Below are 12,655 nucleotides of genomic sequence, written 5' to 3'. Positions count from 1 at the left end.
CAGGACGGTGGTGCGCGCAGGGGGTCAGAAGAGGCTCAGCAGGGCCTCCGCCGGGTCGGTGAGTCCCGTCTCCCCTCCGGGCAACGGGAGTTCGAACCAGACCGTCTTGCCGCGCGGTGTACGGCGCGAGCCCCAGGCCGCGCTCAGGAGGCCGACGAGCTGGAGACCGCGCCCGCCCTCGTCGGTGTCCCGGGCCCGCCGGCGCCGGGGCTGGACCAGGCCGGAGTCCCATACCTCGCAGACCAGGGTGCGGTCGAGGAGCAGTCGGAGTCTGATCTCACCCTCGCCGTACCGCAGGGCGTTGGTGACCAGTTCGCTGACCAGCAGCTCCGTGGTGTCGACCAGGGGCTCCATGTCCCAGCTGAGCAGCTGCCCACGGGCGTACTCGCGGGCCCGCCCCACACTGCGGGGCTCGCGCGGCAGCGTCCAGTCGCCGACGGAATCCGCGGGGAGCCCCTGGACGCGCGCCATCAGCAGCGCGATGTCGTCCTCGCCGTGGTGGGTGTCGAGGGTGGCGAGGACGTGGTCGCAGACGTCCTCCAGGTCCCGGTGGGCGTCGGTGCGCGCCACCCCCACCGGCGTCGGGCGGGCGGGCTCGGTCAGCGCCCCCACGAAGGCCTGGAGGCCCTCGTCCAGGGGATGGTCGCGGCTTTCGACCAGTCCATCCGTGTAGAGCGCGAGCAGCGCGCCCTCCGGCAGTTCGACCTCGACCTCCTCGAAGGGCTCCCCGCCGACGCCCAGCGGCATGCCGGGCGGCACGTCCAGCATCAGCGCGGACTCACCGGGCTCGACCAGCACGGGCGGCAGATGGCCCGCGTTGGCGAAGGTGCAGCGCCGGGTCACCGAGTCGTAGACGGCGTAGACGCAGGTCGCCAAGTACACCTCGGACAGGTCGGCCTCGCGGGGGCGGCGGGCCGCCCGGGTCGCCTGCTGCACCCCGCCGGGCGCGCCGAGGCCGCGGGCGATCTCGTCCAGTTGGCTGAGCACCTCGGCCGGTTCGAGGTCGAGCTGGGCCAGGGTGCGGACCGCGGTACGCAGTTCTCCCATGGCCACGGCGGCCCGCAGGCCCCGCCCCATGACGTCGCCGACGACCAGCGCGGTGCGGTGGCCGGGCAGTTCGATGACGTCGAACCAGTCGCCGCCGACCTCGCTGGGCCGGCCGGTGGAGGCGCTGCCGGGCAAGTACCGGCAGGCGATGTCGAGGCCGGACGCCTCCGGGTCGCCAGGGGGGAGCAGTGACCGTTGCAGTATCAACGCGCGTTCGTGCTCGCGCCGGTACAGGCGGGCGTTGTCGATGCAGACGGCCGCCCGCGCCGCCAGTTCCACGGCGAGGTCCCGGTCCCGGTCCCCGAACGGCTCGCTGCCCTTCGTGCGGGCGAACTGGGCGAGCCCCACCACCGTGTCGTGGGCGACCATCGGCACGGCGAGCGTGGACTGCACGAGCCCGCCGTCCTCGCCGGGGACGGTCTGCGGGCGGGCGGTGCGCAGGGCGTCCGCGCAGGGCGAGTTGAAGGCGTAGTGGTGGACGGCGCCCAGCTTGACGGGCTCGCCGGTGCCGATGAACGGCGCGTCGGACACCGCGCTGGCGAAGGCGACACGGCGCACCTCGGCGCTGCCGTCGGCCAGGCCCGGCGGGGTCTCGTCGCCGGCCAGCAGCCCCTGGTAGAGGTCGACGGTGGCCAGGTCGCAGAAGCCGGGGACGACGACGTCGAGGAGTTCGCGGGCGGTGGTCTCCAGGTCGAGGGAGTTGCCGATGCGGGCCCCGGCCTCGTTGAGCAGGGCGAGGTTGCGCCGGGCGGCGGCGGCCTCCCGGGCGGCGGCGCGCCGGGCGGTGATGTCGGTCCCGAGCCAGGCGATGCCGATGGGCCGGCCGCTGCCGCTGTGCACGCGGTAGAGGTTGACGGACCAGTGGCGGCGCTCCTCGGAGCCCGGCACGAAACCGGTGACGTGCATGTCCGTGATGGAGTCGCCGGTCTCCAGCACCCGGCGCAGGGTCGCGGCGACCCGGTCCGCCTCCCCGCGCGGCAGGTAGTCGTGGACGCCCTTGCCGCGGTGGTCGTCGGGGGTGCCGCCGAAGACGGACGCGAACCGCTGGTTGGCGCGGCGTACCCGCAGGTCGGGGTCGATCAGCAGGAATCCGAAGGGGGATTGGCCGAATATGGCCTGCGAGGCGGCGAGGTCGGTCTCGATCCGGCGCAGGGTGCGCACGTCGACGACGACGCAGACGGCGGCCTTCTCGCCGTCCTCGGTGCGCGTCGGCATGACGTAGACCTCGGCGAGCCCCTCCCGGTCGCGCTCGTCCGGTTCGGCCGAGTCCGGCAGCCGGAACGGGACCACGCCGGTCCACTCCCGGCCGTCGAGGATCTCGGCCATCTTGCGCTGGCCCTGCTCACGCCGGTCGGAGTCCACGAAGGCGGCGATGGGGTCGACGCCGACGGCGCGTTCGGCCGGGATGCCGAAGAGCTGTTCGGCGCGCAGGCTCCACTGGTCGACCAGCCCGTCGGGGCCGATGGAGAAGGACGCGACCTTGATGTAGTCGTACATGGAGCCGGGCGGACTGCTCTGCCACATCGCGTCGGCGGACGGGGCGTCGCCGGGGACCGGGCCGTCGGCGGCCCCTGCCCTCGCGCCGCCCGACGGGTCCTCGGACTCCGTGGCCTTCGCTGGTATCTCGCTCACGCGAACCGTCCCCTCCAGCTCACCGCGTCCGGCACCGGTCACCGGGGGCGGCTGCCCGCAGTATCCAGCACTACGGTGCCGCACAACACGGTGTTCACGATCACAGCACGGTCCCGATGCTTTTCGGTCCGTGCCGTGAGAACACTTCCAGTCTTCTAACCAGCGGACACCTCGTCGAATCCCCCACGTCGGCAACCGTCACCGGCTCGTTCCGGCCGTTCGACAGCGGCGGCGGGCGCGTACACCGGCGCGCGGGGTACGAACCCTCACTGGGGAACGGCCAGTTCGAACCACACGGTCTTGCCGACACCGCCGGGCCGGGTGCCCCAGCGACGGGTGGCGGAGGCGACGAGTTGCAGTCCGCGTCCGCTCTCGTCCTCCGGGCGGGCGACGCGCTCGTGAGGGAAGTCGGGCAGCGGGTCGGAGACCTCGACCAGGAGGACGCCGCCCGGTTCGGTGGGGCGGACCAGACGCACGTCGATGGGGCCGGTGGCGTGCCGCAGGGCGTTGGTGACGAGCTCACTGACGAGCAGGGCGGCGATGTCACCGACGCTCTCCAGGCCCCAGCCGCGCAGGCGGCTCCGGACGGCGGCACGGGCGGCGCGCACGGCCCCGGGGTCCGCGGGGAAGGTCCACGCGGCGCGGTCGCCCTCGGTCTCGATCACGCGGATCACTTCCCGCCCAGTGCGTCCACTCATATCCCATTTCATGGGGTTATTGGGCCCATACCCGGTATCCGGTGCCGGGTACCGCGCGCGACGGCGCATCGTGGCATTTCCGGCGCCGGCCTGCGCTCCCGCCCGTCCGCCGCGCGCCCGCGTGACGGAACCCGCCGCACGCACACCCCGGGTGCCCCCGCGCGGCGTCCCCATGGGCCCTCCCGCACCACCGCGTCCCTCACGCCGGGGCGGGGGTCTCGGCCTCCAGCCCGGCGGACAGCCAGCGCACCACCGTCTCGGCCGTGTACGGGCCGCCGTCCGGGGTGACGCGCCGCAGGAAGCCCAGGTCCTGGCCGATGGTGACGATGGGCGCCTCCACCGCGCCCCGGGGGCGGCGCTGACCCAGCCCGACGGCCGCGACCAGCCCGTTGCACAGACACTGCCGCCCCTCCGTCTGCTCGGCGGTCCCGCCCTTGCGGACGTAGGCCGCGGTGGGCTCCGCCGGGCAGCGGTAGCCGATGGCGCCGCGGTCGGTCCGGTACGGGGTCCGCAGATAGCCGAGGTCGCAGACACGGGCGCGGGCGGCGCCCGTCTTCGGGTCGGCCAGGGTGCCGGGCAGGTCGGCGACCTTGAACGGGAAGGTGGTCGGGGAGGCCGCCGGGTCGTTGCGCACCGTCAGCTCGCCGGCGAGTTCGCGTCCGACCAGTTCCCGGCGCAGCCGCTCGTCCATGCCCGACTCCTCGCACAGCGCGAAGACGCTGCCGAGCTGGACGCCCGCCGCGCCCGCCGCCCGGGCCCGTCGGACCTGTTCCGGGCCGGCCTGCCCGCCGGCGATCCAGAACGGCAGGCCGAGGGCGGCCATCTTCCCGAAGTCGGGTGTGTCACGAGGGCCGTAGACCGGCTCCCCGCGCTCGTCGAGGCGCAGCGGCCCGCGCGGCGGTGCGCTGTGCCCGCCCGCGGTGTGGCCCTCGACGACGAATCCGTCCGGCCGGGTCTCCTCGTCGCGGTTCAGGTACGCGGCCAGGGCCGGCAGCGAGACGATGGCCAGGACGCGGGGGCGGCGCAGCGGGCCCGGGTCGGTGCCGCCCAGCACCGAGGCCGGGTCGAAGCGGAGCTCGTAGGGCTGGTCGTCGCCCTCCACATCGACCCGCGCGACCACCGGCTCCTTCCGAGCGAGCCCGTCGGCGATCCGGGGGATCTGCGCGGGGATGCCGGCCCCGACCAGGACGTGGTCGACGCCCGCCAGGATCGCCCCGAACATGGCCGGGAGGGTGGCCAGCTGGACCTTTTCCAGGTAGTTGATGCCGACGGGGCCGTCGTGCCCCTCCTTGGCGAGCCACACCTCGCAGAAGTTGGCGACGACGGTCAGCGACCGGGACGGGCACGCCTCGTCGACCGTCAGCCGCGGGGTGGCCGCGAACCGCCGACCCTCCCGTATCCCGCCCTCGACGAAGTACCGGTCCCGGACGGCCTCGGCGAGCTCGGGCACGGGGAAGGCCGCCAGTGCCCGCCTGAGGTGCCCGTGCGGGTCGCCGGACTGGAGTCCCCGGATCAGCAGCGTGTCGAGGGCCGTGCCGGAGACGACCCCCAGCTGCCCGGTCCGCGCGACGGCCCGGGCGAGCCGCCACCCGGACACGCCCACGCCCATTCCTCCCTGAATCAGCCAGGGGAGTCCGGTAGTTGTCCGGGGTGCGCTCATGGGTCCTCACTAACGTTCGCCGCGTTCGCCGCAGTGCCGTGGAAGCCAACCTTCGGTTCCGTAACCTACGGCACCGTAGGTAGGCGTGTGCACCCGGGGGTCCCGGCACCGGTGGCGCCCGACGCGCAACGCCGAAGGGCCCCACTGCGGGAGCAGTGGGGCCCTGAGGCGGTACGGGGGCGCGGCGGCCTATCGCCGCACCAGTTCGCCGGCGGCCAGCAGGTCGTCGAAGAGCAACTGGTCGACGGGCGGCACCCGGTCGCGGTCCGCGTACGAGAACCAGGCCGTCTCCTCGATCTCGGCGCTCGGCGCCAACCGCCCCCGGTACTCGGCGGTGTAGCAGGCCATCCGCACGACGGCGCCCTCGGGCAGCCCGGGGCCGCCCGCCTCGTAGGTGCCGACGTGGACGACGGTGTCCGGGTCGAGCGGGACCGTGAGCTCCTCCTCGATCTCGCGCAACAGGGTCTCGACGTCGCTCTCCGCGCCTTCGCGCTTGCCGCCGGGGATGTAGAAGACGTCCTTGCCGCGCGGACGCGCGCACAGGATCCGGCCGTTCTCGATCCGCACCCACGCCACCGTGTCGATCAGCACTGACAACGTCCCGTTCCCGCTCGTCCCCGCTCGCCGGCATGCCCGCGGAAGGGGACCCTACCCTGCAGCGGCGTCAGTCGGGTGCCGTGCCGTTCTGGCCGATCCGCTCGACCCAGTAGAGCCGCTCGACTCCGCGGCCGTCGAGGCTGTCCGCGATCTTCTGGGCCTCGGCCCGGGTGGCGTACCGGCCCACGCGGTAGCGATTGCCGTTGTCGTCCCGTCGAATGACGAGCCACGGAAGCGTGGCCGTGCCGTCGCTCATCGCGCCCCTCCACTTCCCGCCCGCGGCCTGTGCCGCGCCCCGCCCGATAAGGAAACCGCAGTCCGCATATGCCCGAGCCTACGCCTTACCTTCACGCAGCGAATACGCCTTTTCACGAAGAGGTAGGCAACCGGCCAGTAACGAAGGGGCGCACGGTAGTGAATGCGCCGTGCGCGGTCCCCGACGCGTCCGGTCAGCGGCATACCGCCGCTCCCCCCTCGCTCCCGGACGACCTGCGAAAACGGCCAGATTGCTACGGCGTCCGGGCGGAGGCGACCACACCGCGCGCCCGGAGCGGAAGGGGGCATGGGGGCGCGTGGGGAGTGCGACGGCTCGTCGGGCAGCGGAGGCGGTCGTGCGACGGCGGCCCGGTGGTCGCCACCGGCCCGGTCATCTGACCGGAAGGTGGTACGCGGCCCGGTACCGGTCGGCGGGGATCACCACGTCCGCCGTCTCCACGGGGCGGCCCGAGGCGTAGTAGGTGCGCTGGATGACGAGGACGACATGGCCGGGGACGCCACCCAGCAGGACCAGCTCCTCGGCGAGGCCGGGGCGGGCGCCGACCTCCTCCGTGACGTTGTCCACGATGACGTCGATGGCGCGCATCCGCTCGACGACCCCCATGCCCCCGAGCGGGCCCTCCTCGGGCAGCATCACGGGCGTCCGGCCGGTCAGGGCGAGCGGCTCCCACGACGTGGACAGCATCACGGGCTCGCCGCCCTCCCGGAAGAGGTACTTGCTGCGCATCACGCGGTCGCCGGGCTCGATGCCCAGGCGCTCGGCGACGGCGCCGCCCGCCTCGGTCTGCTCGCTGCTGGACTCCCAGGTGCCCCGCACGCTCGGGTCGGCCTGTTCCTGACGGAAGGGCGTGGCCCCGCGGTCGGGCCGGAACCCGGAGCGGGCCACGCGCCGGGGCACGGGCCGCTCGCGCACATAGGTGCCCGACCCGGAGCGCCCCTCGACGAGCCCCTCGGCCATGAGCACCTTGCGCGCCTCCAGGGCCACCGTGTCGGAGACCCCGTACTCCTCGCGGATCCGGGCCTGGGAGGGGAGGCGGGTGTGCGGTGGCAGCAGGCCGTCGACGATCTTCTTGCGGAGATCACCCGCGACGCGCAGGTACGCCGGCTGCTCACCGAATGTCACGGGCCACTCCCATCAGGTTGTACAGACAGCAACAGCGTGGCAACCGTAGGTTGTCCAGGCAAGCGAAGGCCAGAGAATCACTCGATGTGATGACATGTGACCGCCGAGGGCTTTACGCAGGCACTTTCTCCCCGCTATAGCGGCCGTCACACCTCCATGCCGCCCGTGTCACCCCCGCCGCCGGGCTCCTCCTCGTATGCGGGCGGGGAGGTGGCCAGGCCCAGAGCCTTGCGCGCGGTGACCGAGCGGTGCGGGTCGATCAGCCCCCAGCCCCGGGCGTAGTGCTCGTAGAAGGTGTCCACGCCGTCGGCCCCGGCGGCCCTCGCCCACTCCGCCCCGGCCTTCTCCAGCACGGAGACCAGTTCGGTCACCGGGCCCTCGGCGTCGGCGGGCCACGTGTGCTCGCGCAGCATCCCGGCCTGCTCGGCGAGTGCCTCGGAGACCTGCCCGGCCCATTCCTTGTGGCCGGGCAGGTCGTCCTCCACGGCCTCGGCCCCGGGTGCCCCGTCGAGCGCCGTGTCGAGCACGCGCGCGGCCTTCAGGTAGGCGAGCTGGTGCGGGTTCAGTGTGGTCTCGTCCCGGCGCAGCGACCCGGTGAGGCCGGCCCTGGCGTCCTCGTTGCCGAAGACGCAGGTGATCTCGCGGTCGCCGAAGCGCCAGCTCCCGCGGGAGGGCACGAGGTAGTAGACGTCCAGGTGGTCCGGCAGGGCCCAGCCGTCCATGGCGTAGGTCTCCTGGAGGGCGTAGCAGCGGTCGTCGGCGATGCCGGTGAGCCCGCCGTCACCCGGGAAGGGGCCCTCGGGCAGGGTGACCAGGGCGAACACCTCGCCGTCGTGCTCCCCCGCGCACGGCACCCGGTCGGCCGTGGCCGCCGAGCCCGCCAGGCCGCCCGGCGAGTCGAAGCAGTCGCCCTTGCGCAGCGCGGTGATCGCGTCGCCGCGGGTGGCCTTCTCGACCTTCGCCCGGACGTCGCCCGCGAAGCCGGTGGCCAGCGACACCGTCCACAGGGCCAGCCCCGCCGAGGACAGCAGGGCCCCGGCGACCGCCATGCCCCTGCCCCGCTCCCGGCGCCGCGCGATCTGCCGCAGAGCGATCAGGCCCAGCACGAGACCCACGGCCGGCAGGAAGCACAGCACGCCGAAGACCAGCGCGGCGACGGCGACCCCGTTCACGGCGGCCGGCGGCCTGGGTCCGTACGGCCCGTAGAGCCCGTACGGGGCCTGCCCCGGCCCGCCGCCGTAGGGGAACTGCGGTGGCACATAAGGCCCTTGGGGCTCGGCAGCCGGGTACTGGCCCAGGGGGTCCTGCGGTTGAGGGGTACCGGCGGGCGGGGGTATGGACACGGGTACCGTGCTCCTGGTTCGGCGGTGGCGCGCGTGGGCGCGGGGCCGGTGTGCGGCTGCGCGCATCGTAGGCGCGGGGAGCGCGGGGGAGGTACGCGGGTGACGAAACCGGCGATCCGGGCGGTCAACCGCCTTACGGCCCAGTGGGCTTCGGACGTGTCCGGGGCACCGTGTTCTCGGCCGCGGGGGTGTGGCCACTGCCGGCCTTCCTGACGGACGGGGCGGGCGGCGCGGCTCGTGCGGAGCTCGAGGCCGCTCCGGGGTGCCGGCGGACCGGGCGGCGGGGGCCGCACGGGAGCTGCCGGCGACGCCGGCCCGCGTTCCGGGGCTCGACTGCGGGCTCGGGCTGTGGACGGCGCGGGCGCTCCGGCTGCGGGAGGCGTGGCGGGCGGGCTGCCGGCGGGGACGCACGGGATGCTCACCGGGGACGCGGACGCCGACCGCCGGACCCTGGACGCGTGGGCCGCGAAGGCGACCGACGGGCTGATCGAGAAGCATGCCGGTGACGCTCCGGCCGGACACGGTTCTGCTGCCGACCGGCGCGCCGGCCGTGCGGACTGGGAGGTGCCGTTGCGGCCCGCCCTCGTCCCGTGGGCCGACGGCCGGCGCCGCCGGGCGCTGACCCGGTCCGCCGCGGGCTGGACGACGTGGCCGTGGCGCGGACGTCCGCGGGCGCGGTGACCGGGGTGCGGGCGCGCGGGACGGACGGCGTCGACGTCCATCTGTTGCTCGGCGAGGAGCGGATGAGCCCCGGGGAGGTGCCGGCCGCCGGTGCGGGGGTCCTCACCGGCGAGGTGACGGCGGTGCCCGGGAGCCGGCTGCCGCTCGGGGCGGCGGGCCCGGGCCTGCGGCTGGAGAGGGCCCGCGACGTCGAGCCGGTGCCGCCGTCCGTGGCGCTGTCCACCGTGGAGTTCACGCTCCACGCCGACCACGACCTCCTGGCCCGGCCCGCGCTCTTCTGCCTGACCACGGCCGCCGACGGCCTCCCCGGTCACTTCCCCGGCATCGGCCCCGCCCCGCTGGGCCTCGGGGACGGACGCCAGTCGGTGACGGCCACGTTCGGCGCACGGGGGTTCCGGGCCGCCCCCGTGACGCCCGTGGACGTGGCCTGGAGGGACATGCCGCCGCCCGAGCCCGCGTACGAGACGCTCACGGCGTACGCCGTCGTGGACCGCCCCTTCGCCTCCCTCGCCGTCCACCGGGAGACGCGCCTCGTCCTCGCGGCGGGCTGGGTCACCGACCCGAAGCCCTGCCGCGAGGACGAGAACGCCCGGACGCAGGCGATATGACCCGACGTCAGGTCCCGGGCGTCAGAACTGGAGCGCCCAGCCGTTGATCCGACCGGTGTCGTACCGCGCGTTGTCGCTGACCCTCAGCTTCCACGTGCCGTTGGCCGTCTCCGAGGAGGCGTCGACCGTGTACGTGGTCCTGATGTCGTCCGCGCTGCCGCCGGTGCCGTACGACTTCAGCGTGTACGCCGTGCCGTCGGGAGCGATCAGCTGGACCTGGAGGTCACCGATGTAGGTGTGGGTGATGTCGACCTCGACGGCCAGGTCGCCGGGCGCGTTGCCCGAGACGCCGGAGACGGTCACCGGGGACTCGACGGTGGAGTTGTCGGCGATCGCGTAGTCGGCGGTGTTCTCGAAGCGGTCACCGGGGGGAGGTGTGGTGCCCCCGCTCCCGACGTACAGCAGCCGGTTGGGCGATCCGGTGCCCGGGTTGCCGACGACGCCGCTGGTGGCGGCGGTGGTCAGCGCGGAGGAGACCTGGGCGGGCGTGGCCGAGGGGTTGTCGGCCAGGTGGAGCGCGGCCGCTCCGGCGACGTGCGGGCTCGCCATGGACGTACCGGAGATGGTGTTGGTGGCCGTGTCGCTGGTGCGCCAGGCGGAGGTGATGGAGGAGCCGGGCGCGAACAGGTCCAGCACCGAACCGTAGTTGGAGTAGCTGGCGCGGGCGTCGCTGGAGGTGGTGGCGCCGACGGTGATCGCCTCGGTGACGCGGGCCGGGGACTTGGTGGAGGCGTTGGTGGACTCGTTGCCGGCCGCGACGACGAAGGTGACGCCGGTGGCGATGGCGTTGCGCACGGCCGTGTCGATCGCGCTGTCGGCGCTGCCGCCGAGGGACATGTTGGCGACGGCCGGCTTGACCGCGTTGCGGGCGACCCAGTCGATGCCGGCAACGACCTGGGCGGTGGTGCCGGAGCCGGAGTTGTTCAGCACCCGCACACCGACGATCTTCGCCTTCTTGGCCACGCCGTAGGCGCTGCCCGCGACGGTGCCGGCGACATGGGTGCCGTGGCCGTGGCCGTCCTGGGCGGTGTTGTCGTTGTCGACCGCGTCGTAGCCGTCGGAGGCGCGGCCCCCGAAGTCGCTGTGCGTGACGCGGACGCCGGTGTCGATGACGTACGCCGTCACGCCCTGCCCGGCGGAGTCCGGGTAGGTGTACGAGTTGTTCAGCGGGAGGCTCTTCTGGTCGATGCGGTCCAGGCCCCAGGAGGGCGGGCTGGGCTGGGTGCCGGTGATGCGGAAGGTACGGTTTTGTACCACGGAGGCGACGGCCGGGTCGGCGGCGAGGCGCTCCGCCTCGGCCTCGGTGGCCTCGATCTCGTAGCCGTTCAGGGCCTTGGTGTACGTCCGCTCGATCTCGGCGCCGTACTTCTTCGCCACGGCCCGCCCCTCGGCGGAACCGGCCCGGGCTCCCTTGAGGGTGATGACGTAACTGTCGGCGACGGCGTTCGCGGCGCCCGCGTACTGGATGCGACCTTCGGGTGCGGTGGGGGCCGCACCCGCGGGGAGGGCGGAGACGAGGCCCGCGACGAGCGCCGCGGTGGTGGCGGCGCCGAGGGTGGCCAGTCTTCGCCGGGGGTGACGCATCACTGCCATGTGAGGGGTCCTCCTCAGTCGGTGGTGCGCTGGTGTGGGGATGGTGCGTCGCGCACGACGGACCGGCTGGAATGGCAGGGGCATGTCAACGCACCCCGCGACCGCGCCGTCCGTCAGCCGAAAGATTGAGGCTTCCAGAGGAATTGCACAAGGGGTCCCGCAGGGACCCGACGCCCACGCACCGCGACCTGACCACCCCGTACGGTCACCGCGGGCTCTTACGGCCGCTCCTTCTCCCGCAGGGCGACGCACCGCCCCAACAGCCCGACCAGCACTTCCCGTTCCTCGTGGGGGAACTCGGCGGCAGGGCGCCCGCTCCACCCGGACGGCTCCCGTGCGTCCGCGTCGGCGAGGACCGCACGACCCTCGTCGGTCAACGGGGGCTCGAGGACCGTCCGGTGGCATGCGTGCGGGGTCCGCTCGATGAGCGCACGGTCCTGAAGGCTCTTCAGGACGCTTTCATGGCCGGAAGCATGACCCCGCACAGCCGCGAGGGCTGCCGCGGATTGCCCGGGCTCCCGGCGAGACCCGGCAGCCCCGGGTACCGGGCGACGGTCGGGCCGGCCGGCCCCGGCGCCACGGCCTTCGTCGCGCTCAGCACCTGCTCGGCCCGTTCGAGGGGCGAACCGAGGCGCCGGAGGCGGGCGTGGACGTCATCCGCAAACGAGGGCCGAACCCCGGAGGGGGCGGGCGGACGGAACCGCACCGGGGCGGGACGGTCCGCCACCGGCCCGCGTCAGGGCATGCCGCCCCCGGCCCAGTCGCCCATCCCGGGCATCGCCACGACCGGTGGTGCGGGAGGCTCGGTCCGCGTCGTGGGTGGGGGTTCCGGAACACCGCGCCGGGGAACGGGGTGCACACCGAAGAGCGAGCCGGCGGCGGTGGCCAGTTCACCGGCGCAGTGCGCCGAGTCGGCCGGGGGGACGCCCAGCCGGTGCAGGGCTCCGGCCAGGGCGTCCTGCACCACGTCCAGGCGGCTGGGCAGGTGCGCCCCGCCGATCGGCCCACCGGCCGGCCCGGCGCGCGACCGGTCGGACAGGGCGGTGAGGATCTCCTCCGCCCTGTGCCGGACCAGGGCGAGGGCGTCCCAGCCGTACGGACCCCCCGCGGCGGAGCGCCCCCCTGCGGCGGGGGGTGCGACTCCCGCCCGGGGCAGGCCGAGGGCGTCGAGGAGCCGGTGGCCGGCCGTGGCGTGCCAGCCGGTCAGGCCGCCGTTCAGTTCGGCGCACAGACCGTCGAGGAACGTCAGCAGCGCCGCCGCGCCGTCGGCCGGGGCGGCGTGGTGCCGCCCGAGTCCGCCGCCGGAACCGTGGGAGGCGCCCAGCCGGTCCCGGAGCGGGGTCAGGCCGCGCGCGACCTCGTCCGCAGCCGACTGGCAGGCGTGATCCGTGGGCATA

General features: G+C 74.3%; 12 protein-coding genes. 2 read left to right on the top strand and 10 right to left on the bottom strand.

Features of this window, described 5'->3' with window-relative positions:
• Positions 1–24: 24 nt before the first annotated feature.
• The 7 genes from ACFYOV_RS13915 to ACFYOV_RS13885 form a co-directional block, all read right to left on the bottom strand.
• A complete protein-coding gene (locus ACFYOV_RS13915; protein WP_389086865.1) occupies positions 25–2,679 on the bottom strand; it encodes a SpoIIE family protein phosphatase in 2,655 nt (884 codons plus the stop codon).
• Between the two features lie 266 nt (positions 2,680–2,945).
• Positions 2,946–3,377, bottom strand: a complete 432-nt coding sequence (locus ACFYOV_RS13910; protein ID WP_389086864.1) for an ATP-binding protein — start codon at positions 3,375–3,377, stop codon at positions 2,946–2,948.
• A 199-nt stretch (positions 3,378–3,576) separates the two neighbouring features.
• A complete protein-coding gene (locus tag ACFYOV_RS13905; RefSeq protein ID WP_389086862.1) occupies positions 3,577–4,980 on the bottom strand; it encodes a nitronate monooxygenase in 1,404 nt (467 codons plus the stop codon).
• A 246-nt stretch (positions 4,981–5,226) separates the two neighbouring features.
• Positions 5,227–5,634 (bottom strand): NUDIX domain-containing protein, encoded by a 408-nt coding sequence (locus tag ACFYOV_RS13900; protein ID WP_389086860.1) that lies wholly within the window; start codon positions 5,632–5,634, stop codon positions 5,227–5,229.
• 67 nt (positions 5,635–5,701) lie between these two features.
• Positions 5,702–5,890: an SPOR domain-containing protein gene (locus tag ACFYOV_RS13895; protein ID WP_389086857.1), complete on the bottom strand. Its 189-nt coding sequence runs from the start codon at positions 5,888–5,890 to the stop codon at positions 5,702–5,704.
• Positions 5,891–6,280: 390 nt separating this feature from the next.
• Positions 6,281–7,033 (bottom strand): GntR family transcriptional regulator, encoded by a 753-nt coding sequence (locus ACFYOV_RS13890; protein WP_389086855.1) that lies wholly within the window; start codon positions 7,031–7,033, stop codon positions 6,281–6,283.
• A 146-nt stretch (positions 7,034–7,179) separates the two neighbouring features.
• On the bottom strand, positions 7,180–8,376 hold the full coding sequence (locus ACFYOV_RS13885) for a DUF4190 domain-containing protein (protein ID WP_389086852.1): 1,197 nt from the start codon (positions 8,374–8,376) through the stop codon (positions 7,180–7,182).
• A gap of 414 nt (positions 8,377–8,790) precedes the next feature.
• Between ACFYOV_RS13885 and ACFYOV_RS13880 the strand changes: the two genes are divergently transcribed.
• A complete protein-coding gene (locus tag ACFYOV_RS13880; RefSeq protein ID WP_389086850.1) occupies positions 8,791–9,057 on the top strand; it encodes a hypothetical protein in 267 nt (88 codons plus the stop codon).
• Positions 9,030–9,665: a hypothetical protein gene (locus ACFYOV_RS13875; protein ID WP_389086847.1), complete on the top strand. Its 636-nt coding sequence runs from the start codon at positions 9,030–9,032 to the stop codon at positions 9,663–9,665. Before ACFYOV_RS13880 ends, ACFYOV_RS13875 begins: the two co-directional genes overlap by 28 nt.
• A gap of 21 nt (positions 9,666–9,686) precedes the next feature.
• Here ACFYOV_RS13875 and ACFYOV_RS13870 read toward each other — a convergent pair whose 3' ends face one another.
• The 3 genes from ACFYOV_RS13870 to ACFYOV_RS13860 all read right to left on the bottom strand — a co-directional run bounded on the left by ACFYOV_RS13870 (position 9,687) and on the right by ACFYOV_RS13860 (position 12,654).
• On the bottom strand, positions 9,687–11,258 hold the full coding sequence (locus ACFYOV_RS13870; protein WP_389086845.1) for a S8 family serine peptidase: 1,572 nt from the start codon (positions 11,256–11,258) through the stop codon (positions 9,687–9,689).
• 218 nt (positions 11,259–11,476) lie between these two features.
• A complete protein-coding gene (locus tag ACFYOV_RS13865; protein ID WP_389086844.1) occupies positions 11,477–11,635 on the bottom strand; it encodes a hypothetical protein in 159 nt (52 codons plus the stop codon).
• Between the two features lie 359 nt (positions 11,636–11,994).
• Entirely contained in the window at positions 11,995–12,654 is a 660-nt protein-coding gene (locus tag ACFYOV_RS13860) for a hypothetical protein (RefSeq protein WP_389086842.1), read from the bottom strand.
• Position 12,655: the final 1 nt, after the last annotated feature.

The organism is Streptomyces sp. NPDC005931 (assembly GCF_042871235.1).
In the GTDB taxonomy this organism is placed as follows: Bacteria; Actinomycetota; Actinomycetes; order Streptomycetales; family Streptomycetaceae; genus Streptomyces.
This window is presented reverse-complemented; position numbering and strand designations above follow the sequence as displayed.

Bases quoted from the DNA above. Each gene is read 5' to 3' on its own strand.
- ACFYOV_RS13895 (WP_389086857.1), bottom strand. From the start codon at position 5,890: ATGAGCGACGGCACGGCCACGCTTCCGTGGCTCGTCATTCGACGGGAC.
- ACFYOV_RS13870 (WP_389086845.1), bottom strand. From the start codon at position 11,258: ATGGCAGTGATGCGTCACCCCCGGCGAAGACTGGCCACCCTCGGCGCC.
- ACFYOV_RS13880 (WP_389086850.1), top strand. From the start codon at position 8,791: ATGCTCACCGGGGACGCGGACGCCGACCGCCGGACCCTGGACGCGTGG.
- ACFYOV_RS13910 (WP_389086864.1), bottom strand. From the start codon at position 3,377: ATGAGTGGACGCACTGGGCGGGAAGTGATCCGCGTGATCGAGACCGAG.
- ACFYOV_RS13860 (WP_389086842.1), bottom strand. From the start codon at position 12,654: ATGCCCACGGATCACGCCTGCCAGTCGGCTGCGGACGAGGTCGCGCGC.